The 23,961-nt window shown below is 60.1% G+C and carries 15 protein-coding genes; 8 read left to right on the top strand and 7 right to left on the bottom strand.

From position 1 onward, the window contains the following. Positions 1-151: 151 nt before the first annotated feature. From cysG to QWE_RS21940, 5 genes are all read left to right on the top strand, one after another. Complete coding sequence (cysG, locus tag QWE_RS21960) at positions 152-1,594, top strand: siroheme synthase CysG (protein WP_006728379.1); 1,443 nt, start codon at positions 152-154, stop codon at positions 1,592-1,594. 1 nt (position 1,595) lies between these two features. Continuing rightward, a complete protein-coding gene (locus QWE_RS21955; RefSeq protein ID WP_006728378.1) occupies positions 1,596-1,910 on the top strand; it encodes a DUF2849 domain-containing protein in 315 nt (104 codons plus the stop codon). 15 nt (positions 1,911-1,925) lie between these two features. Next, entirely contained in the window at positions 1,926-3,599 is a 1,674-nt protein-coding gene (locus QWE_RS21950) for a nitrite/sulfite reductase (protein ID WP_006728377.1), read from the top strand. 13 nt (positions 3,600-3,612) lie between these two features. Further along, positions 3,613-4,125 carry a DUF934 domain-containing protein gene (locus tag QWE_RS21945; protein WP_006728376.1) on the top strand — a complete coding sequence of 171 codons (513 nt, stop codon included), beginning with the start codon at positions 3,613-3,615 and terminating at the stop codon, positions 4,123-4,125. 170 nt (positions 4,126-4,295) lie between these two features. Further along, positions 4,296-5,108 carry a ferredoxin--NADP reductase gene (locus QWE_RS21940; protein WP_006728375.1) on the top strand — a complete coding sequence of 271 codons (813 nt, stop codon included), beginning with the start codon at positions 4,296-4,298 and terminating at the stop codon, positions 5,106-5,108. Between the two features lie 71 nt (positions 5,109-5,179). Here the strand turns inward: QWE_RS21940 and bmt are convergent, their stop codons facing one another. From bmt to QWE_RS21920, 4 genes are all read right to left on the bottom strand, one after another. After that, positions 5,180-6,199 (bottom strand): betaine--homocysteine S-methyltransferase, encoded by a 1,020-nt coding sequence (gene bmt / locus QWE_RS21935; RefSeq protein ID WP_006728374.1) that lies wholly within the window; start codon positions 6,197-6,199, stop codon positions 5,180-5,182. 126 nt (positions 6,200-6,325) lie between these two features. Beyond that, a complete protein-coding gene (locus tag QWE_RS21930; protein WP_006728373.1) occupies positions 6,326-7,378 on the bottom strand; it encodes a quaternary amine ABC transporter ATP-binding protein in 1,053 nt (350 codons plus the stop codon). Continuing rightward, positions 7,371-8,285 (bottom strand): ABC transporter permease, encoded by a 915-nt coding sequence (locus QWE_RS21925; protein WP_040300875.1) that lies wholly within the window; start codon positions 8,283-8,285, stop codon positions 7,371-7,373. The genes QWE_RS21930 and QWE_RS21925 overlap by 8 nt, the downstream gene beginning before the upstream one ends. Positions 8,286-8,508: 223 nt before the next feature. After that, on the bottom strand, positions 8,509-9,507 hold the full coding sequence (locus QWE_RS21920) for an ABC transporter substrate-binding protein (protein ID WP_006728371.1): 999 nt from the start codon (positions 9,505-9,507) through the stop codon (positions 8,509-8,511). A 999-nt stretch (positions 9,508-10,506) separates the two neighbouring features. Between QWE_RS21920 and QWE_RS21915 the strand changes: the two genes are divergently transcribed. Next, positions 10,507-11,961 carry a cobyric acid synthase gene (locus QWE_RS21915; protein WP_006728370.1) on the top strand — a complete coding sequence of 485 codons (1,455 nt, stop codon included), beginning with the start codon at positions 10,507-10,509 and terminating at the stop codon, positions 11,959-11,961. Positions 11,962-11,999: 38 nt separating this feature from the next. On the opposite strand, the gene QWE_RS25965 is transcribed toward QWE_RS21915, so the two are convergent. Next, a complete protein-coding gene (locus QWE_RS25965; RefSeq protein WP_276307007.1) occupies positions 12,000-12,125 on the bottom strand; it encodes a hypothetical protein in 126 nt (41 codons plus the stop codon). A 135-nt stretch (positions 12,126-12,260) separates the two neighbouring features. Then, positions 12,261-12,383: a hypothetical protein gene (locus QWE_RS25960; protein ID WP_276307006.1), complete on the bottom strand. Its 123-nt coding sequence runs from the start codon at positions 12,381-12,383 to the stop codon at positions 12,261-12,263. A 471-nt stretch (positions 12,384-12,854) separates the two neighbouring features. On the opposite strand from QWE_RS25960, the gene QWE_RS21910 reads away from it, so the two are divergent. Further along, positions 12,855-13,511, top strand: a complete 657-nt coding sequence (locus QWE_RS21910) for a response regulator (RefSeq protein WP_040300874.1) — start codon at positions 12,855-12,857, stop codon at positions 13,509-13,511. A gap of 5 nt (positions 13,512-13,516) precedes the next feature. Here QWE_RS21910 and QWE_RS21905 read toward each other — a convergent pair whose 3' ends face one another. Then, on the bottom strand, positions 13,517-15,076 hold the full coding sequence (locus QWE_RS21905) for a sensor histidine kinase (RefSeq protein ID WP_240532601.1): 1,560 nt from the start codon (positions 15,074-15,076) through the stop codon (positions 13,517-13,519). A 198-nt stretch (positions 15,077-15,274) separates the two neighbouring features. On the opposite strand from QWE_RS21905, the gene QWE_RS21900 reads away from it, so the two are divergent. After that, the coding region (locus tag QWE_RS21900) for a peroxidase family protein (RefSeq protein WP_006728367.1) at positions 15,275-23,961 on the top strand (8,687 nt) is incomplete at its 3' end.

Genomic DNA, 23,961 nt, shown 5'->3' with positions numbered 1-23,961 from the left:
CGCGTCAGACTTTGAACACAACGGTGCATTTTGCTCGCAAGGGCGAGGAGACTAGGACAGAAATACCTCAGTGCGGGGGCGAAGGGATTCCTGTTTCTTCAATTCTCAAAGCCGAAACGCGATGATGAGGCTTACTTTGAACGGATGCTTCATGGCACAGCAGGACAAACAGCTTTCGGTCTTCCCGGCCTTCTTCAAGGTCGAGGGTAAGGTCGCCGCCGTCTTCGGAAACGGTGACGAGGCCTATGCCAAGGCGCGCCTGCTGAAGAACACCGAAGCCCGCATCATCGCCTATGCTGATGCCCCGGAAGAGGATTACGCTGCCTTTCTGGCTGCAAACGCAATTGAGCAGATCGCCAAGACTTTCGATCCCTCGCAAGTTCAGGGCGCGCGTCTGGTCTTTGCCGCAACGGGGCAGGGCGCTCTCGACCGCGAGATCGTGGCTGCCGCCCGCGCCGCCCGCATCCCGGCCAATGCCGTGGATCAGCCCGACTACTGCGATTTCTACACGCCGGCACTCGTCAACCGTGCCCCCATCGCCGTTGCCATTGGCACCGAAGGTGTGGGCCCGGTTCTCGCCCAGATGATCCGTGCCGACATCGACCGTCTTTTGCCGCGCTCGCTCGGCAAGCTTGGTCGCCTCGCCAATTCCTATCGCCGCGCCGTTGATCGCCTCGTGCCGCGCGGAGCGCCGCGTCGGTTGTTCTGGCGCGATTTCTTCAAGGGCAAGGTCGCAGATCACGTCGAATCCGACGAGATCAGCCTTGCCCGCCGCGAAGCGACACGCCTGCTGAAGGGCGTTGCTGCCGATCGCGTTGAAGGTCGCGTTTTCCTCGTCGGTGCAGGCCCGGGTGCGGAAGATCTGCTGACGCTGCGTGCCCATCGCCTGATGATGGAATGCGACGTGATTGTCTATGATGCCTTGGTCCCGCGCGAAGTGGTCGATATGGGCCGCCGCGATGCCGAGCGTATTCCCGTCGGCAAGCGCAAGGGCTGTCATTCGAAGTCGCAAAGCGAGATCAACGCGCTCCTCGTCGAGCTCGGTCATGCCGGCAAGCGCGTTGTCCGCCTGAAGTCGGGCGATCCGCTGATCTTCGGTCGTGCCGGAGAAGAGATGGCAGCACTTCGCGATGCAGGAATTCCTTATGAGATCGTCCCCGGCGTGACCTCGGCACTTGCTGCCGCTGCCGACTTCGAACTGCCGCTGACCCTGCGCGGCGTATCCTCGTCGCTGGTCTTCACCACCGGCCACGATTTGCAGGGCAACGTCCTGCCGGATTGGGCGCGTCTTGCGCTATCGGGTGCCACAGTCGCCGTCTATATGGGCCGCACGGTGGCGGCCTCCGTCGCCGAACGCCTGATGGCAGGCGGGCTCGCCGAGGACACGACCGTTGCGGTCGTCGAAAATGCCGGGCGCCGCGACAGCCGCCTGCTGCACGGTACCCTCAAGGAATTGCCAAGCCTGGAGGCTCGCACGGAGCTGACGGGTCCGGTCATGGTCATCATCGGCGACGCCGTCGCCGGCGCCGATTTCAGCCGCTCCGAACCCTTGGGCGCGCACGTGACGGCTGAACTGGAAACGCAGAGGAATTGACATGGTAGACAAGGTTCTGACAGCAAACCGCCTGACCGACGGCATCGCCGTCTGGCTGGACGCCAATGGCCAGTGGGCCGAGCGTCTGCAGGAAGCCTTCGTTGCCCGCCATGCTGAGGCTGTCGAAGCGCTGGAAACCGCCGGCAAGCAGGCCTTCGCTAGCAATCTCGTCGTCGATGTGAACGTCATCGAGATTGAGGAAAAGGACGGCAAACTGCGCCCCTTGCGCCTGCGCGAACGTATCCGGGCGGAAGGCCCGACCATCGCTTATGCCGAGGGTCACGGTTATGCCGACCCGGCATTCATTGCGGCTTGAGGCCTGAGGTAAGACATGTATCGTTATGACGAATTCGACCACGCTTTTGTGTCGGCGCGCGTAGAGCAGTTCCGCGACCAGGTGGCCCGCCGCCTGTCGGGTGAGCTTGCCGAAGACGCCTTCAAGCCGCTGCGCCTGATGAACGGCGTCTATCTCCAGCTTCATGCCTATATGCTGCGTGTCGCCATTCCCTATGGCACGTTGAACTCCAGGCAGATGCGCATGCTGGCCCATGTCGCCCGCAAATATGACCGCGGCTATGGTCACTTCACCACGCGCCAGAACATCCAGTACAACTGGCCGAAACTGTCTGATACGCCAGCTATCCTGGAAGATCTCGCAAGCGTCGAAATGCACGCCATTCAGACCTCGGGCAACTGCATCCGCAACGTGACCGCCGACCATTTCGCTGGTGCGGCCGCTGACGAAGTCGCCGATCCGCGCCCCTATGCCGAGATCCTGCGTCAGTGGTCCTCGCTGCATCCGGAATTCTCTTTCCTGCCGCGCAAGTTCAAGATCGCTGTCACCGGCGCAGAAAAGGACCGCGCCGCGATCCAGGTGCATGACATCGGCCTGCAGCTGAAGAAGAACGAAGCGGGTGAGCTCGGCTTTGCCGTTTATGTCGGCGGCGGCCAAGGCCGCACGCCGCTGATCGCCAAGAAGATCAACGGTTTCCTGCCGGAAGCCGACCTTCTGACCTACATCACCGCGATCGTTCGCGTGTACAATCTGCACGGCCGTCGCGACAACAAGTACAAGGCGCGCATCAAGATCCTCGTGCATGAGACCGGTGTCGAGGAACTGACCCGTCAGGTGGAAGCCGAGTTCGCCGAGATCCGCGACAGCGAATTGAAACTGCCGGAAGGCGATATCCGCGCGATCGAAACCTATTTTGCCCCGCCGGCACTGACAGACCGTCCAGATGGCTGGGAAGCGCTCGCCCGCGCCCAGAAGGCGGATCCGGCCTTCGCCTCCTGGGTCAAGCAGAACGTCCAGCCGCATCGTCATCCCGACTACGGCATGGTGACGATCTCGCTGAAGCCGATCGGCGGCACGCCGGGTGACGCGTCGGATGCGCAAATGGATCTCGTTGCGGACCTCGCCGAGCGTTACGCCTTCGACGAAATCCGCGTCAGCCACGAGCAGAACCTGATCCTGCCGCATGTCGCCAGAGGCGATCTCTATACGCTCTACCAGGCGCTCGAGAAGTCTGGCCTCGCTACGGCAAACTCCAACCTGATCACCGACATGATCGCCTGTCCCGGCTTGGACTATTGCGCGCTGGCCAATGCACGGTCCATTCCGGTGGCACAGGAGATCTCGACCCGCTTCGGCTCGCTGGAGCGCCAGCAGGAAATCGGTGAACTCAAGATCAAGATCTCCGGCTGCATCAATGCCTGCGGCCACCACCATGTTGGCCATATCGGCCTGCTGGGTGTCGAGAAGAAGGGTGCTGAACTGTACCAGATCACGCTCGGCGGTTCGGGAGACGAGAACTCGTCGATCGGCGAGATCATCGGTCGCGGTTTCGAGCCGGAAAAGGTAACCGACGCGGTAGAGACCATCGTCGATACCTATCTTGGCCTGCGCCTCGATCCCAAGGAGACCTTCCTCGAAGCCTATCGCCGCGTCGGCCCCAAGCCGTTCAAGGACGCGCTCTATGGCAACGCTTCTGCCGAAGCCGCGTGAGACTGGAAACGTGATGACCAAGATTTGGAAAGAAACCGGTTTCGTCGAGGGCGATATCTGGGTGACAGAAACCGAAGAGCGCAAGGCAGGGGAGGGCGAAAAGGCCATTCTGCCGCTGGACGCCTTCCTCGAAGCCGTTGGCGAAACCAACGACGTCGGTCTCGGTGTATACATTGCGCCTGCCGATGACGTGAAGAAGCTTGAGCCGCATCTCGATCGCATCGCGCTGATCGCCGTTGCCTTCCCGGCCTTCAACGATGGCCGCGGCTTCAGCCATGCGACGCTGCTGCGCGAACGCCTGGGCTATACCGGCGAACTCCGTGCCGTCGGTGATGTCCTGATCGACCAGGTGCCGCTGATGCTGCGCACCGGCTTCGACAGCTTCGCGGTCACCAATCCGGTCGCCCAGCGTAGGCTTGCCGAAAACTGTCTCACGGGCGTTGCCCAGCGCTACCAGCCGACGGCTCGGGAATCCGAGGCGGTCGGTGGTTTCAGCTGGCGTCGTCTTGGCTCCACTGGCGCCTGAGACATCAACAAATCGCTATGTGGAGGCGGCGAATTGACCTCGGTCAAGGATGCCGCCTTCGCTTTCATGGATATCTCGGCTGCGAAATCTGCATGCCGGCTGAATTGTGGAATGGGACGGTCTGGATTATAGGCTCTTCCCAATCGACCGAACGATAGGACCGACAGCCTATGAATGCTCCTGTGAAGACCGACAATGCCGAACTGATCGTGCCCGAGGGCGTCTATGCCGAAACGGTTCTGAGCGTCACCCATTACACCGACCATCTTTTCCGCTTCCGCATGACCCGTCCGGCCGGCTTCCGCTTCCGCTCCGGCGAGTTTGCGATGATCGGCCTGATGGTCGAGGGAAAGCCGATCTACCGCGCCTATTCGATAGCAAGCCCTTCCTGGGATGAAGAACTCGAATTCTTCTCGATCAAGGTGCCGAACGGCCCGCTTACTCAGCACCTGCAGCGCATCCAGCCGGGTGACAAGGTGCTGATGCGCAAGAAGCCGACGGGCACGCTGGTGCTCGACGCGCTCACTCCCGGCAAGCGCCTCTACATGTTCTCGACCGGCACCGGCATCGCGCCCTTCGCCAGCCTGATCCGCGATCCCGAGACCTATGAGAAGTTCGAGGAAGTCATCCTCACCCACACCTGCCGCGACGTCGCCGAGCTGAAATACGGCTTCGATCTCGTCGACGAGATCAAGAATCACGAATTTCTCGCCGAAGTCGTCGGCGACAAGCTGAAGCACTATGCGACGGTGACCCGCGAAGACTATCCCTTCAAGGGCCGCATCACCGACCTGATCGAGAATGGCAAGATGTTTACCGATCTCGGCGTCCCGGCACTCGATCCCGAAATCGATCGCGGCATGATCTGCGGCTCGACCGCCATGCTGAAGGATACCAAGGCACTGTTGGAGAAGGCGGGCCTTACCGAAGGCGCCAACAACAAGCCGGCGGAATTCGTCATCGAACGCGCCTTCGTCGGCTGAACGTCGATCGGATGCTGAAATCAGAAAGGGCGCCACACGGCGCCCTTTTTTGTTGATCCTGTCTTGGCCGGTCAGTTGCCGCGACGGCGGGGCCGACGGCTGCTTTCCTGCGCACCGCTTTCGTCCGCGGTCTTGTTGCGCAGCGGTCCGATGCGATCGACGATCACCTCCAGCGTCGGGCGAGGGCCGGGTGTATAGTCGTCGAGTGCCTTGCGCATGGCGGCCAGGTGGTCACAGGACGTCCCGCAGCAGCCGCCGATGATCTTGGCGCCGGCATCGCGGGCGAGGCGGGCGTAGTCGGCCATCAGTGGCGGGGTGCCGGAGTAGAAGATCTCCGAACCCCGGAATTCCGGAATGCCGCAGTTGCCCTTGACGATGACGGTCGCGCCCGGGTTTGCGCCGGTCATGTCGAGCAAGCTCTGCAGGATGTCGGAAGCGCCAACGCCGCAGTTTGCGCCGACCGCCAGCGGCCCCGAGCCGATATCGCCCGCGACGCCATGGATGTCCTTCGGATGCAGGCCCATCATGGTCTTGCCGGCCGTGTCGAAGGACCCTGTGAATGTATAGGGCATGCCGACCTTGACGGCAGCCTCGGCAGCCGCGCGGATTTCATCCGGCGACGACATGGTCTCGATCCAGGCCACATCTGCACCACCGGCCTTCAGCCCCTCCATCTGCTCAACGAAGGCCGCAACCGCTTCCTCGTAGGACATCGCACCGAGCGGGATCAACAATTCGCCAGTCGGGCCGACGGAGCCGGCGACGATGACTTTGCGCGGCGCCTTGTCCGCCACCGAACGGGCAATCTCCGCGGCCTTCTTGTTCAGTTCATGAACGCGGTCCTGGGCATGGTGAAGCTTCAGGCGATGGCGCGTGCCGCCGAACGAATTGGTGAGGATGATGTCGGCGCCGGCATCGACGAAATCCTGATGCAGCTTGACGATCTTTTCCGGCTGCGCCTCGTTCCAGAGTTCGGGCGCTTCACCCGCCTCAAGACCCTGCGCGAACAGATTGGTGCCGGTGGCACCATCGGCGAGCAGCACGCCCTTTTCGGCCAGCAGTTCGGAGAGCGGATTAGACGGGGTTGCCATGGCGGATCCTCTAATGGTCATGCCATTCATATAAAGAAGTCTTTATATGGTTTCAATCTCGAAAAGACAGCGGCCCCGTTAGAGACGAGGCCGCATCGTTTTCGGTGGAGGGAATACCGTTCGCCGCTATTCGGCAGCGATCTGCTTGTCCTCGTGGCTCTTCGGCGTGACCATGGCGGCAATGATCTGCTGCAGATCGACGCGGCCGATGGGCGTGCCGCCGTCATTGGTCACGACTGCGCTCGATTGCCGCGCATCCGTCATGATACGTGCCGCCGCCTCCAGAACGGTTCCGCCGGGCATGGCAAGCCCCTCGGCGGTCCCGGTCAATGGGCCCATGATCGTGTCGAGCCGGATGACGCGGCCGCGGTTCACTTCCTTGACGAAGGCCGAGATGTAATCGTCGGCCGGCTGCAGCACGATGTCTTGGCCGGAGCCCTGTTGAATGACCTCGCCATCCCTGAGGATCGCGATCTTGTCACCCAGGCGCAGCGCCTCGTCGAGGTCGTGGGTGATGAAGACGACGGTCTTCTTCAGCTCCTGCTGAATGTCGAGCAGGACAGTCTGCATGTCGACGCGGATCAGCGGGTCGAGCGCCGAATAGGCCTCGTCCATCAGCAGGATGTCGGCATCATTGGAGAGCGCCCGGGCAAGCCCGACACGCTGCTGCATGCCGCCTGAGAGCTGGTTCGGGTAATGCCCCTCGAAGCCGGAGAGCCCGACGCGGTCGATCCAGCGGCGGCCGATCTCCTCGCTCTTCGAACGCGGAATTCCTTGAATGTCGAGGCCGTAAACGGTGTTCTCGAGGACTGTGCGGTGCGGCAGCAATGCGAACTTCTGGAACACCATCGCCGTCTTGTGGCGGCGGAATTCCCGCAACTCCAACGGGCTCATCTGACAGACGTCGACGCCGTCATAGAGGACTTCGCCGGAGGTCGGTTCGATCAGCCGGTTGATGTGGCGGATCAGCGTCGATTTGCCGGAGCCCGACAGACCCATGACGACGGTGATACCACCGCCGGGCATCTCGATGTTGATATCCTTGAGGCCGAGCACATGGCCATGGGTCTCGTTGAGCTCCGACTTCGACATGCCGGCCTTCACCTGATCGATGAAGGCACCGCCATTGGGGCCGAAGATCTTGTAGAGATTGCGGATCTCGATGTCGTGACTAGCCATGGACCACCTCCGTGTGGCGCTGAAGGCGCTTGCCGTAAGCCTGGCTGGCGCGGTCGAAGATGATAGCGATGGCAACGAGCGCGAAACCGTTGAGGAAGCCGATCGTCAGGAACTGGTTGGAAATCGCTTGCAGCACGTTCTTGCCGAGCCCGCCGACACCGATCATCGAGGCAACGACGACCATGGCGAGCGACATCATTATGGTCTGGTTGATCCCGGCCATCACGGTCGGCAGGGCGAGCGGGATCTGGACGTTGATCAGTTTCTGCCGCGGTGAGGACCCGAAGGCGTCTGCGGCTTCCAGCACCTCGCGATCGACCAGTCGGATGCCGAGATTGGTCAGGCGGATCATCGGCGGAACGGCATAGATGACAACGGCAATGACGCCCGGGACCTTGCCGATTCCGAAGACCATGACGACCGGAATGAGATAGACGAAACTCGGCATGGTCTGCATGACGTCGAGGATAGGATTGATGATGGATTGGGCTCTGTCCGATCGCGCCATCAGGATACCCAATGGAATGCCGATGATGATGGCAAGTAGGGTCGATACGGTGACGATGGCCAGCGTGACCATCGTATCTTCCCAGAGACCGACGAAGCCAATGAACAACATGCCGATGATCGTCAAAGCCACGATGCGCATGTTGCGGCTGGCGTAGTACACAATCAGGACCATGACCGCCAAAAAGACGAACCAGGGTGTGCTGACGAACAGCGCCTCAAGCCAGTTCAGGAAGAGCTGTAGTGGATGCGTCACAGCGTCGATGACATTGCCATAGGCACGCACGAAGCCCTTGAAACTGTCGTCGATACTCTTGCGCGCGACACGCATCGTTGTGCCGTCGATCGCCGGAAACTTGCACATCAGTTCCGGCAGGTAATTACATAAAGTCGAAGCCATCTCGTTCCCCTTGTCGACCCCCGCTCGTTGTGACGTCCGAGACGCTGCGATGGGCCTTTACGGCGATGCCATGTTCCCGAGGCAAGAGGCTAGTCGAGTTCCGGAAGGGAATTCATGCCGTCTGCGACGTCGGGAGTCGTTGAATGGCGTGATGCGGCATGCCGCTTCGCAGAAAGCGCGGCGGGCAACGAGGCCCGCCGCATGTTCGCAATGAAAGCTGCGCTCAGAGAGCGGCCTTGATCTTCTCGGCAACGTCCGGAGCGACCCAAGTGGTCCACATTTCCGGATAGGTTTCGAGGAAGTGGCGTGCGCCGTCTTCATTGGTGCCCTGGTTGTCTTCCATCCAGGCGAGAACCTTGCCGACGGTTGCGTTGTCCCACTTGCGGGTCTGCACGTAATCCATCGCGACACCGGCCTTTTCGGCAAAGCCCTTGGTGACGACGGTGTAGACGTCGGAAACCGGATAGGCGTTTACCTTCGGATCCGGGCAATCCGGAACGGCGGTGCAGGCATCCCAGGACGCTTTGTCATGCTCGACGCCGAAGGACAGCTTCACCATTTCGTACTTGCCGAGAATGGCGGTCGGAGCCCAGTAATAGCCGAGCCAGCCCTTCTTGTTTTCAAAGGCGTTGGCGATCGAGCCGTCGAGGCCGGCGGCCGAGCCGGTATCAACCAGTTCGAAGCCCTTCTCCTTCGCACCGAGTGCACGGTAGAGATTAGCGGTCGAAACCTGGCAGTTCCAGCCGGACGGGCAGTTGGTGACGGCAGCCTTGGATGCATCTTCAGGTGCCGGGAAAAGTTCCGGACGGGCAAGCGCATCCTCGACCGTCTTGATCTCAGGATGTTCGTCGGCCAGGAACTTGGGGATCCACCAGCCTTCTACACCACCGTCGGAGAGAAGCGGAGCAGCCTGGATCAGACGGCCTTCGGCAATGGCTTCGTCCAGGGCGGTGCGCACGGCATTCACCCAGAACTCCGGCGCCATGTCCGGCTGGCCTTTTTCATTCATGGAAGCGAAAGTCGGCATGGTATCGCCGGTAACCACGGTCACCTTGCAGCCATAACCGCTTTCCAGGATGATCTTGTCGACATAGGCGGCGACACCAGCCGACGCCCAGTTCATTTCGGCTATCGAGACATCACCGCATTCGGCAGCCTGGGCAGAGCCGGCAACTGCGTAGAGACCCGCGGCGAGAATTGTGGAAGCAATCAGCTTCTTCATGGAGTTAAGACCTCCCAGTCTTATCTTGCAGCGTTCATCGGGACGGGCAGAGGCGGCTACTGCAGACCGCATTGCCATTTTTGTCTTCATGCGCATGAGCGCCCGGACGCGTCAGGCCGGTGCGTCATCGAGTGGACCAGGTCTTGTCGTGAGGAGCGTTGCTGCCCTGTCGACCTCGTGTCACGACTATAAGCCTACGTCTTTGGTTCCGAAAATCAACCTCTTGCGACCCCGGCCATGCGCGGCGGCGCTGGACCCAAGCTATTGTTGCGACTGATTTTGCCGCATTTCGGCCTCCGCGCGAGGTCAATGCGCCCAACGGACGAGCAGTTGCATCAGGCGGAACAGAAGCGGCGTTTGGCTGCAATCCAACGTGAGACCTAACGTGTCCCAACTGCGTCAATATGACAGGCGCGAAGGGGCGCTCGTGCAAGCACAAAAAAAATTGAAAAATTGTCGCCCGAGGCGTCGGGCTAACGATCCGGTAACATCTAAAGCGGTAGATGGAAGCACCGACGCGTTACTGTCGGTTGCGCCCCGGATCGAGTATTGCGTCCCGGGGCGTTTTGTTTTTCAGGTCCGGCCGAGAGCGGCATCCACATCGCGCCACGCGATGTTTGCGACCCGTCTCAAGCCGCTGATCAACCCTTGCGGAACGCAATCGGATTGCGAACTTCCCACCGTGCAACGGGCTTGCGCTGCGGTGCACGGCCGTTCCAGGCGATGGCGAGGCTATTGCGGTTCTGCAGGATGTAGAGCATGGGTGTTTCCTAGATTGCCGCGCTCTTGAGGGCGCTGGTTTCGAGCCGCAGATAATCACTGCGAAGTCTCCGCACCAGCGCGCAAACCGTCATTGAATGTCGCAAATGATCAACAGCTGAGATATCGGCCGCGACAGGCTGCCGCAGTGTCGCATTTGCATCAACCTTGGCGGCGAAATCGCTGCAAGATCATGAAAAATAGGCAGTCCATGCCGGGGCGGAAACAGGACAGGACAGGATGACAAGAGCGATCATGTTGCAGGGGACAGGATCGGATGTCGGAAAGACGATACTGGTGGCCGGTTTGTGCCGTCTGGCTGCGAACAGGGGGCTCAAGGTAGCTCCCTTTAAGCCTCAGAACATGTCCAATAATGCTGCCGTCTCCGATGACGGTGGGGAAATTGGCCGCGCCCAGTGGCTCCAGGCGCTTGCGGCCCGCACGCCGTCTTCCGTGCACATGAATCCGGTGCTGCTCAAGCCCCAGAGCGAAACCGGCAGCCAGATCATCGTCCAGGGCAAGGTCTTCGGCCAAGCCAAGGGACGCGACTACCAGCGGCTGAAACCGCAGCTGCTGGGCGCCGTCCTCGAAAGTTTCGAGACCGTTTCCGCCGGCAAGGACATCGTCATCGTCGAAGGCGCCGGCTCGCCTGCCGAGATCAACCTGAGGGCGGGCGATATCGCCAATATGGGTTTCGCCACCCGCGCCGGCGTGCCGGTGGTCCTCGTCGGTGATATCGACCGGGGAGGGGTGATCGCCTCGCTGGTGGGCACCCATACGATCCTGCCACAGGAGGATCGTGCTCAGATCATCGGCTACATCATCAACAAGTTCCGCGGCGATGTCAGCCTCTTCGATGATGGCCTTTCGGCGATCGGCGCCTTTACCGGCTGGCCCTGCTTCGGCGTCATCCCCTGGCTGAAGGCGGCTGCGCGCCTTCCGGCAGAGGATTCCGTCGTCCTGGAGCGCCTGGTCAAGGGGACCGGCGGCGCCTTGAAGGTTGCCGTACCCGTCCTCTCACGCATAGCAAACTTCGACGACCTCGACCCGCTCGCCGCCGAACCGGAGGTCGAGCTGGTTTATGTCCGCCCCGGCGACCCGCTGCCTGTCAATGCTGGCCTGGTGATCCTGCCCGGATCGAAGTCGACGATCGCGGATCTGGAGGAGTTACGGAGCCACGGCTGGGACCGCGATCTTGCGATGCATGTGAGACGCGGCGGACGCGTGATCGGAATTTGTGGCGGATATCAGATGCTGGGTCGACAAATCTCGGATCCTCTTGGCCTCGAAGGTGCGCCACGCACGGTCGAAGGACTTGGGTTGCTCGATATCGAAACCGTCATGGCGCCGGAAAAGACCGTTCGCAACAGCGAGGCGCACTCCCTCGAGCACGACGTGCCGTTGTCGGGCTACGAGATCCATCTTGGGGTGACGCAAGGGCCGGACACGCTTCGACCACCAATCCGGATTGACGGTCGCGCTGACGGCGCAGCCTCCGCCGATGGGCGCGTCATCGGCACCTATTTGCATGGTCTGTTTTCAAGTGACGCCTACAGACGCAAGCTCATGGAGAGTTTCGGCGTCTCAGGCGGCGGAACCAACTACCGGGAAAGTGTAGACGCCGCCCTGGACGATCTGGCGACGGAACTGGAAACGCGCCTCTCGCGCGAATGGCTGGACACACTGCTGGGCTGACGAAAAACAGCCGATGCGACCCGCTGGATGCGGCGTGATCAGGTTTCCTGAGACACGTCCATTGGCGATGCCATCAGCTCGCCGCCGCCGAGCGAATTGTTCGAATATTTGAAGGCGAGTATGCTGAGCACCGAGGCGATCAGCAGGATGAAGATGTATCTCATGGTCTTTGCTCCTGCCTGGTGATCCTCAACGAGATTGCGGCAAAAGCAGTTCCTCCATGGCCGTATTCCGGCCGGAAACCGGAACGAACTGAAGTGTCTGTTGTTGAAATGCCACAATCTTGGCCATGAGGGCGATCAACCCGCAGCAACATCGCTCGCAGACGCAGTCAGCCGTCCACCGCCGAGAGAGTTGTCGGAATACTTGATCGCCAGGATGCTGAATACCGCTGCGATCATCAGGGCCACCGTCACACGCATGAAACCAATCCTGTCAGCCTGCTCTGGATCAGAATAGGACACGGGCCTTGGTGATCGGCTAAATCAGTCGCTACAATGCGATCAATCTCGCGAAAAACTGAGTTGTGCTGAGAAGGCCGGGGCAGGGAGGCAGGGCGAGACTACGGGCGCGCGCGCCCCTTTCGGGGGCAATGTAGCATCCCAAATCCGCAGGTTCTTTGATCGGCAACGGCTGATCACGGGCTGCAAAAGAAATACATCAAGTAAACAATATATTCAGTTAGGAATATGGATGTGGGAACATTCAATTACTTGGTGCGTCAGTCTCGCGAGACAGTAGATGTTGTGAATTCACTCCGCTCAACCACTTGGGGGTCCGCCGGGATCGTGGACTCCACCAGAAAAAGCCGTGCCGTTATTAACCGAAAATTAATCAAGCGCTTCCCGAATTGTATCGACTATGGTAGGTATATCCCTAAAGGGGTAGGGGTAATGCTTGTACGTGTCGCGTTCGTAGACGATCACCCGATACTGTTGGAGGGCCTGGTCAGCTTGTACAAGACCAAGGCTGATCTCGATGTCGTGGCGATGGGCCATACCACCGTGGATGCTTTGAATATCCTGGAGGATCATAATCCGGACGTCATCGTCATGGACTTAAGTATGCCCGGAGATTCCTTTGCCGCGATCGACGTTATGTTGGCGTCTTATCCCTCGACCAAGGTCATCGTCTTCACCGCGTCCAGCGCGATCCAGCCCGCTGTCGAACTGATCGAGGCCGGCATCAGCGGTTATGTGCTCAAGGGCGCATCGTCTTCCGACCTGCATCATGCCATCATCAGTGCTCATAGCGGAGAGACCTACATCACGCCGGGCTTCGCCACGAAAGTCATCGTGTCGATGAAGACCGCGGAACTGCGGCGCAAGGCACAGGCGCCCGAGCGGCTCCACCACCGGGAAGAGCAGATCGTGAGTGCTCTCCTCAAGGGCCTCACCAACAGGGAAATCGGCGTCAGTCTCAGCATCAGCGAAAAGACGGTCAAACACTACATGACCTCGTTGATGAGCAAGCTCAACGTTCGCAATCGGGTCGAACTGGTGATCGCTGTCAGGAACCGGACCTCTCCGAGGGACCGTATCGCCAGCTGACGATCTCAGTCGACGTTTCCAATCGGCAAGCTCGCGATAGCGAATGAGCCGTTGCGGCGCGGGAAATAGCGCACACGGCCACCGAATGTGCGAACCCGTCTTTTCTGGCTCACCTTGCCCAAACGGGCCCGCTGCACCTCCCGTTTGGATGACAGAACTGGGCGTTGGCCAATATCCACCACCGCGACGAACAGGCGTCCGCGTTTGAAGCTGCAGCGCACGAAGTGCGCGTTGCCATGGGCGTGACGATAGCTGTTCATCAGCCCCTCCAGAACGAACCGGTAGAGGCAGATCGACAGATCTGGAATACGCAGCTCCGTGCCGGTGCTACCGGTCAAGACCGTATCCCGTCCCGTGATCTCCAAGAAACGCTTGGTCGCCAGCTGCAGGGATTCATCGATGGTGGCGTGCTCGAGCTCGGGCAGAACCAATCCGGCCGACAGATTTCGCACCTCGTCCAGAACATTGCCCACGAGATCCAGGATCTTGGTCAGGGAATCCCGCATCGCTGGGGAAACATCCGCACGCGGCGTGACGAGATCGCTCAAACGCAGTTTTACAAGCGTCAGGATCTGAACCGACCCATCATGCAGGTCCGCACCGATCTGATCCAGGATGCGCTCGTTCAGCTTTCCAGCCTCTGTCCGTGCATTGTCGGCGAGCAGACGAAGGCGATTGTTTTCAACCGACAGCTCGATCGCGTTGCGGAGGCTTTCCTTTAGGGTTCGGCGTTGCTGTTCGATAAGGCGTGCCCCCCGCCTAACCACAAGATAGAGTAGCGACAGCATGGGGACAGACAGAAGAAAGACGCCAATCATGGACCTTTGGCGGGTCTCTGCAATCTGCCGTTCGAGCACTTCGGATTCTTCGTAAATCTCCCCCGCCAGCAAAACCTCCCCCTCCGGCGATCGAATGAGGGGACTGTAGACCTCCAGAAGCGACAGGGATTCCTCTTCGTCGGTATAGGCGTGTTTGGCAACCGTGGTCCGCGAGACGATCGTTTTTCCGGCCAGTGCTTGGACAAGCTCGTCAAACAGAACCGGTTCCTCGGTGGTATCAGGTGGATAGACCTGTCGCCCATCGGCGGACCAGATCTTGATATTGATGACCCGCTGTCCTGGTGGCCCAGTCCCGATCAGATTGGTTATCCTGGTCTGAAATACGTCATCGAAGCGAAAGCCCCCATCTTCCGACCGCTCTATCAGCGGCGCGACAAGGGTCTGCAGTCTGACGGCCCCTGCAGAGCCCGCAGCGTCCCGCGCCGCCTTTTCGACCTGAGCGGCGACAAACAGGCTCACCCCGGTCATCAGGCCAAAGACGATCAGGGATGCGGCAATGAGAAACTGCGCCGATAACGACAGCGATTTCAGCCGGAGCCAAGCACCGGGTGGCACCGATGGCGGCGCAGTTTCCTGCGCAATCGTCTTCGACCGTGTGTCCATCAGACCGGGCCGAGTTCTGCCCAGAGCGTCAGCATCGATTTTCTCTTCCCCCCTGCGCCTCATAGGGGCGCTCAGTATAGTTACGCAGTTTTTCTGCCTACACTTGGGTTTGGATTCATGCACGCTTAAGTCTTCTTGTCGACTGCGTTCGCAAGAAGTTCAGACCAAGGTCTGAACTAAAATTGGACTTTGATCCAAAATATCGCGGGACCAATTTCCCTATCGATTTCTCACGGCTGTGAGACGCTGCTCTTCTGACAAAACCCTGACAAAAAGTCACAGGGGCGTGAAAAGCGGAGGCGGGGTATCCCCGAAAAAGGCATGGTCCAGGTCAATCAGCACGATCTCGAATTCATCCTGCGGCAGATCAAGATCGCCGAGGCGAACTCGATTGCACATTCCGGCACCAGCGCAGTGGCACTCACGAACATATGGGTCGATGAGCTCGGCAACGTGGTACCGGCAGGCACAGCTGGCGCCACGCTTGCGATCAGCGCAGAACATGTCCCTTACGGTTTGCGTACCGTCGACGGAAGCTACAACAATCTCGGCGCCGGTCGCGAAAATTGGGGCGCTGTGGATCAGCCGTTCCTCGATCTGCTCGGTGACGAGTGGCGTGTCAGCGACGGGGACACCTTCCAGATCCGGACCGGGCAGACCAGTTTCACGACGATCGGCGGGGCCTATAACCCGACCGGCGCCGTTGCCGATGCCGATCCCCGACTGATCTCGAACCTGATCGTCGACCAGACGCTGTCGAATCCTGCCGCGATCTACACGGCCCTCATGCAGGCCGGCTTCACGGGCAATGTACTCAACGCGGTGACGTCGATAAAGACTCAGTTCGATGGACTTCTGGCTTCGGCCAAGACGGCCAACAGTCAGCTTCCGGCAGCCGACCAGAAGACGGTCGCCGTGCTCATTGCTGATGTCACCAATACCCTGGCGCCGGCGCTCGAGACCACCTACGGCATCACCTTCGATGGTCCGTCCCTCCTGATCGAAAACGTGTCGCCGGACGAAGGCCTCTCGGCGTCCTACAATTCGTGGTTCACTCTGTTCGGCCAGTTCTTCGACCACGGCCTCGACCTGGTGCAGAAGGGCGGCAACGAGAAGATCTACATTCCGCTCGCTCCGGATGACCCGCTCTACGTGCCCGGCAGTTTCACCAACTACATGGTGCTGACGCGCGCACCGCAGACACCGCTCAATCTGACAACGCCCTTCGTTGATCAGAACCAGACCTATTCCTCGGTTGCGTCCAAGCAGCTCTTTCTGCGCGAGTACAAGATGGTCGACGGCAAGCCCGTATCGACCGGTCACCTGCTCGAAGGTGCGAAGGGCATCGCCACTTGGGGCGAAGTCAAGGCGCAGGCGCGTGAGGTGCTCGGCATCAACTTGACCGACGAATTTGTCGGGGCGGTGCCGTTGTTCAAGATGGATGCCTACGGCGAATTCGTTCGCGGCCCGAACGGCCTTCCGATGGTCGCCACCGGCACTCCCAACAATATCGTATGGGTCGAAGGCAATCTCACCACGCCGATCAGCCTCGCAAATGCCGTCCTGACCAGCCACGCCTTCCTCGACGACATCGCCCACAACGCGGTCCCCGGGCTGGTCGATCATGACCGGGATCCTTCAACCGCCCCCATCATGAAAGTGGCGGATGCCGACAATGTCGCGAACAACGCTATTCAGCTGAATTCGCTTGGCCAGGCAACGACCTATGACAACGAACTCCTTGATGCGCATTTCGTTACGGGTGACGGTCGTGGCAACGAAAACATCGGCCTGACCGCTGTCCATCACATTTTCCATTCCGAGCACAACCGTATCGTCGAGCAGGTCAAAGATCAGGCAATTGCGGCTGCTCAGAACGGTAATTTCGCCTTCCTGAACGAGTGGCTCGCAACAGATGTCCAGTCGCTGCCAGTCGGCAGCCTCGCGGCCATCAAAGACGCGCTGAAATGGGACGGCGAACGCCTCTTCCAGGCAGCGCGCTTCACCACGGAAATGCAGTATCAGCATCTGGTGTTCGAGGAGTTCGCGCGGAAAATCCAGCCCGATGTCGACGCCTTCGTCTTCAACCCGTCGATGGACATCAATCCGGCGATCTTTGCCGAGTTCGCGCATGTCGTCTATCGCTTCGGCCATTCGATGTTGAATGAAACCGTCGACAGCGTCAGCGCCACGGGCGTCAAGAGTTCCATGGATCTCTTCACCGCCTTCCTGAACCCGACGGCCTATGCGCCAGGCTCGATCACCGCCGACCAGGGTGCCGGCGCCGTCATACGCGGCATGACCGGCCAGGTCGGCAACGAGATCGACGAGTTCGTCACGGACGTCCTGCGCAACCACCTGGTCGGCATTCCGCTCGACCTCGCGGCGCTGAACATCGCGCGTGGCCGCGAGACCGGTCTGCCTGGCCTCAATGCTGCGCGCGCCCAGTTCAAGGCGATCGCCAACGGCGACACACAGCTCGACCCCTACAAGAACTGGGTCGACTTCGGCATGAACCTCAAGAACCCGGCCTCGATCGTCAACTTCATCGCAGCCTATGGCACGCATTCTACAATTGCATCTGCGACGACAGCGGACGCGAAGCGTGATGCCGCCATGAAGCTGGTCTTCGGTGACAGCTCACTGAATGAAGCCGATCGTCAGGCCTTCCTGAACGGCACCGGCTCCTATGCCGGCAATCTCGGCGGCCTGAATGACGTCGATCTCTGGATTGGCGGTCTGGCCGAAAAGAAGATGGCCTTCGGTGGCATGCTGGGCTCCACTTTCTCCTTCGTCTTCGAACTGCAGCTTGAAAACCTGCAGAACGGCGACCGTTTCTACTATCTGTCGCGTACCCAGGGCCTGAACCTGCTGAACGAGCTGGAAGCCAATTCCTTTGCCGAAATGGTCATCCGCAACACCGACATCGGTCAGACAGGCTATGCTGTACCGGGCGACATCTTCTCGGTCCCGGACCATGTTCTCTATGTCGATCTCGCCGAGCAGACGAAATGGGGCTACACCGATCCGGTTGGCACAGATCCGTTCCTCAATGCTCTCGCACCTTTGGTCCAGCGAGGCGCGAACTTCATCAAGTACAATGGTCTCGACCATGTCCTCATCCAGGGAACGAACGGCGACGACACGATCATCTCCGGCGGCGGTGACGATTCGGTCTGGGGTCGCGGCGGCAACGACCGCATCGAAGCCGGCTATGGTGTCGACAAGATCCATGGCGGTGAAGGCGACGACATTATCACCAATGCCGGCACCGACATCGGCGAAACCGACTTCCTCATGGGTGAAGAAGGAAACGACGTCATCCATGCCGGGTCGGGTCTGGCACTCGTTTTCGGCAACCAGGGTTCCGACGTCCTGATCGCCGGCCCGGACGGCAAGGAAATGTTCGGCGGCGAAGGCGACGACTTCATGCTCGGTGGCGACGGTGGCGACTTCCTGCTCGGCAACGAAGGCGACGACTGGATCGAAGCCGGCAATGGTTTCGACACGACCGCAGGCGACAACTCCGAGCTCTTCTTCAATTCGACCATTCTCGGCCATGACGTCATGTTCGCCGGTGAGAACGAGCATGATTTCGACGCCGAATCCGGCGACGACATCATGGTCCAAGGCGAAAGCGTCATGCGCAACGAAGGCATGTGGGGCTACGACTGGGCAATCTACAAGGGAAGCACCAAGTCGGCAGACGCTGACCTTCTGCGGCCGATCTTCACGACCGATCAGCAGGATATCTTGCGCAACCGCTTCGACGCCGTGGAAGGACTTTCAGGCTACAAACAGAACGACCTCTTGAAGGGCGACAACCGCTCGACAGCCTTCCCGACAACGCCGGATCCGGAAGCCGAGCCGGATGCGAACCTCGCCGGTGCCGAAAACACCATGATCAAGCACCATCTGAGCCAGGCCGGTATCGATCGTATCGCCGGCTTGCGCGAATTGCTCGGCAACCTGGTGCAGAATAGCGCGACCGTGGGTGAAGCTGCCCGGGAAGCCGAAATCGCCTTCGACGACGGCAACATTCTCCTCGGCGGCGGTGGCAGCGACGTGATCGAGGGCCGTGGCGGTGACGACGTCATCGACGGCGACGCCTGGCTGAATGTTCGGATCAGGATCTCGCCAACGCAGGATGGACCCATTTACACGGCCGACAGCCTTGCAGGTCCTGTCTATCTGCAGTCGCAGCTCGTCAACGGTGAAATCCCGGCGAATACGGCACCGGCTTTTGGCGGTAAGGCTCTCTCCGATCTTCTGCTCGAGCGCGCCATCACGCCAGGCCAGATGAAGATCGTTCGTGAAATCGTCGACGGCGGCAAATCGGGAGATGTCGACGTTGCAGTCTATTCCGACGTTCGGGCGAACTATTCTATCGAGCAGAATGCCGACGGCAGCATCACGGTCACCCATGTTCAGGTCGACCCGACCGGCGCACTCGGGCTGATTAATTCCGATGGCGTCGACCGCCTGAAGAACATCGAGGTCCTGCGGTTTGCCGATGGTGATGTTTCGCTGACACCGCCGAAGCTCTATCTGCAGACGCCGTCGAGCCAGTACCGCGACAACTTCGATACACCGGCCCACAACAACTCCAACGGAACTGCAACCTGGGCTTCGTCTTGGGTCGAAACCAACGATACCACCACAGGCAACGTTGTTACCGGTGGCCAGATCCAGCTCGACAACAACACCAACGTGCTTCGCTTCGCAGGCGGTGATGGCGCGCAGATCCAGAGAGCGGTGAACCTGGCCGGAGCGACGACGGCAACACTTGCCTATTCGATCCAGGAATCTGGCCTCGATCCGAATGACAACGAGAGCGTCCGTGTCTTTTTCTCCAGAGACGGCAGCGCGGCGAACTTCGTGCAGGTCGACCTCATCAATAGCAACACAAACACTGCCAATCGCAACATTACGCTGACCGGGCCGTTCACTGAGAATGCGATTGTTCGGTTCGTGACGACGGCGCTCGGCAACAATGACCTGGTCAGCATCGACAACCTCGCGATCACCTATACGACCGCTCCCGTGGTCGACTACGAGGCGACCTTTACGGAGGACGGCGCAGACCAGAGCGTCGCTTCGGCTCCGGTCATCGTCGAGAATGATCGCATTGTCTCCGCTCGTATCGTTCTGACGAATGCACAGCAGGGCGACAGTTTCGTCATTCCGAACAACCTGCCGGGCAATATCAACAGCGCGGTAGACACGAGTGTGCCGGGCCGCATCACGGTCACGCTCACAGGCAACGAACCCCAGATCGGCTTCTGGCAGGCAGCAATCCAGGCGATCCAGTTCCGCAACAGTTCTGACAACCCCAGCATTGTCGACCGCCTCATCGAAGTCACGGTCAATGACGGTGTCTTCAACAGCAATACTGCCAAGACCACCGTGAACGTCGTGTCTGTCAACGATGTGCCATTTGCCGGAAATGACAGTGTCATCACCAATGTCCAAGGCAGCTTTACACTGCCCGACTGGGTATTGCTGCAGAATGACACCGATCCCGACGGGGTCCTGTCGATCACTGGTGTTACGGAAAACCAGACTGATTTTGGGGTCCAGCGGACGGGCGCTTCAACGACCTTTACCTACACGACCCAGGCGAACCGGACAGCAACCTATACCGTCAGCGACGGGGTAGCTTCCGATACGGCGTCCGTGAACATTTCCTACGACGCCGGCACGATCAACGGGACGAATGGTGCAAACATCATTGTTGGTGACGGCACGGGATCGACGATCAATGCTCAAGGCGGAAACGACGTGATCTTCACCGGCGCCGGCAACGATGCGGTCGACGCCGGAACGGGCAATGACATCATTGTCTGGAACGTCGGCGATGGTCGTGACTTCGTCAATGGCGGCACCGGCAACGATACGATCATCATCAACGGCGACGGCACAAACGAAGTCTTCCGCGTCTATTCCCGTGCGGCAGCGCTTGGCGCCGGCATCACCGGATTGAACAATGCGACCGAAATCGTCATCACCCGCGGTGGTACAACCAGTGCCAACATCATTGCCGAGCTCGATAACATTGAGGAGATCATCATCAACACCGGGCCGGGCAGCGACCAAGTCTTCGCACTCGGCAACTTCAATCCGACCAGCCTGAACTTCAACACGATCACCATCAACGGTTCTGAAGGAAACGATACGGTTGATATTTCCGGCCTCGCTTCGGCGCACCGCATCCTGTTCCGGTCGGCTGGTGGCCAGGACACCATCCTCGGCACACTCAGAGCCCAGGACGTGGTCGAGATTCCCGAAGGAACAGACCCGGCAAGCTATAGCCTGACGGTCAACACGAACGGAACGAAGACGCTTTCGAATGGGTCGCACTCGATCACATTCTCCGGCCAGACGCCGCAGCTCGCAACTCCTGGCGACGATCACGAAGACGATGGTAACGAGTCAGGTGAGGTACCCGGGCCTGCAGGCGCCTTTGAATACACAGCGCGTGACGTCCAGGGCATCACCAATCTCATCAAGGGTCTTCCGGCCTTTGCGGGAGATGATGATACGGCGGGTGCCGGCGGCGTCCGGGATCTCTCTGGTAACGGCAACAACATCGACAATCCGACGTTCGGCTCTGCGGACGAGCCATTTATTCGCCTGACCGAAGCCCGCTATGGTACAGGCGTCGAGCTGGATGACCAGGGCAACATCATCAACAGGGCCCTCAATCCGATCTTCGACGGGCTCGACCCGCGTGCGATCTCGAATCTCATCGGTGCACAGGAAGCAAACCTGCCGAAGGCACCGAACGATGCGAACATCTTCTTCATGGCCTTCGGTCAGTATTTCGACCACGGTCTCGACTTCCTGCCGAAGGGTGGGGCCGGCAGGGTGATCATTGACGGCGCGGACGTTTCCGGTCCGACGGCGGCCAACTTCACCGATCTGACCCGTGGCTCGCTGGCAGCCCCGCTGGAATCGGCGAGTGACACGCCGCAGCATCTCAACAAGACATCGCCTTACGTCGACCAGAACCAGGTCTACGGTTCGAACATCATCGTCGGCCAGTTCCTGCGCGAAAGCGATGGCAGCGGCGGCGTGGGCTCGCGCATCCTGATGGGACCGGAAGATCCCTCGGCGCCCGGCTTCCACCTGATGTCGACGCTGCGTGAACTGCTCGACCATCACCGGGCGGCCGGAACCGTCTTCGAGGGTCCTGGCCTTGGTACCGGCAAGACCCTGATGGACTACTATCCGACTCTGTGGACGCAGAACGGCGGCTACAACATGACCGTGGTCCGAGAGCTCGCCGGAAACTTCATGGGCTCGAGCCATGCGCTTCTGCTCGACGCCAATCCGGTGATCAGCCCGCTTGACCACTATATCGGCGGCGACGGTCGTGCGAACGAGAACTTCACGCTGACCTCGATGCACACCATCTGGGCCCGCAACCACAACTTCCATGTCGAGAAGTTGCAGGCGGCCGGATTTGAGGGCACGCCGGAAGAGCTCTTCCAGGCCGCCAAGATGGTCAACGAAGCCGAGTATCAACGCGTCGTCTTTACGGAATTCGCCGATGCGCTTATCGGTGGCATCCAAGGCAATGGCAGCCACGGCTTCGAAGGCTATAACGACAAGGCAGACGCCGGCATCAGCCACGAATTTGCCGCTGCGGTCTATCGCATCGGCCACTCGCTGATCGGTGACACGATCACGGTCAAGGGACCGGACGGGCAGAACATATCGGTCAATCTGTTCGATGCCTTCCTGAACCCGACCAACGACGTGTTCACACCACAACAGCTCGCCCAGTTGCAGGCCATGGGTTACGATCCAAAGCCGGGCTACGAGCAGCTCGGAACCGGTGCGATCCTTGCTGGCATCGTCGAGCAGCCGGCGGAAGACGTCGACTTCAACGTCGTCGATGCGGTGCGCAACGACCTCGTTCGGATCCGGGCCGATCTCTTCGCCTTCAACGTGGCGCGTGGACGCGACGTGGGTCTCGGTACCCTCAACCAGGTGAAGGCCGATCTGAAGGCCTCGACCGATCCCTATATCAAGTTCGCTGTCGAATTCCTCGAAGCCAATGGCGGTTCGATGAACCCCTATTCCAGCTGGCAGGACTTCCAGCAGCGGAACGGGATCAGCAATGTCGTGCTCGCACAGTTCATGGCAGCCTATCCGGATCTCGTGTTGCAGGCCGACCAGATTGCCGCCTTCAAGGCGATCAACGGCAATATCGTCACGGTCCAGCAGGATGGCACCGGCCTGGTCAAGGGCATTGATCGTGTCGATCTCTGGGTCGGTGGCCTTGCCGAGAAGCACTTCAACGGCGGCATGGCCGGTGACACCTTCTGGGTGGTTCTGCACGAACAGTTCGATCGCCTGCAGGAAGCCGATCGCTTCTACTATCTGGAGCGCTTCGACAACTTCGACCTCTATGAGAACTTCATCGATGGCCAAGGCTTCTCGGACATCGTCGCCCGCAATACCGGCCTGACCGGTCTGCCGGAAGACATCTTCTCGTCTGATCTCGAGGATGGTCCTGACGATGGCGGCGAAGACAACGATGATGACGACTCTGACGATGACGGCCAGAGCGACGGTGACGATGATGATGACGATGACGGCATCGACGATGGTGAAGACGGTGAGGACGAGGATGACGACGGCCCGTCGGACGGCGAAGGAGACGGAGACGATGGCGGCGATGGCGCGGGTCCCGGAACCGGCGGCGGCACCGGTGGCGGCTCTGGTACAGGTGGCGGAACGACTCCGACGCCGACACCAGTCGCAGGCCTCACGCTGATCGGCACGGCCGCGGCGGAAGCGCTTCTTGGCGCGGGTGGTGACGATACGATCCTGGGTGGTGCTGGAACGGATGTTCTGGTCGGTCAGGGCGGCTCGGACATTCTGCGTGGCGAGGATGGCGACGACGTGGTGTCGGGCGGCGATGGCAATGACGTCATCAATGCCGGCCAGGGCGACGACGAGGTGCATGCCGGCGGTGGCAACGACATCGTCTTCGGCGG

This window comes from Agrobacterium albertimagni AOL15 (assembly GCF_000300855.1).
Lineage (GTDB): Bacteria > Pseudomonadota > Alphaproteobacteria > Rhizobiales > Rhizobiaceae > Allorhizobium > Allorhizobium albertimagni.
This window is presented reverse-complemented; position numbering and strand designations above follow the sequence as displayed.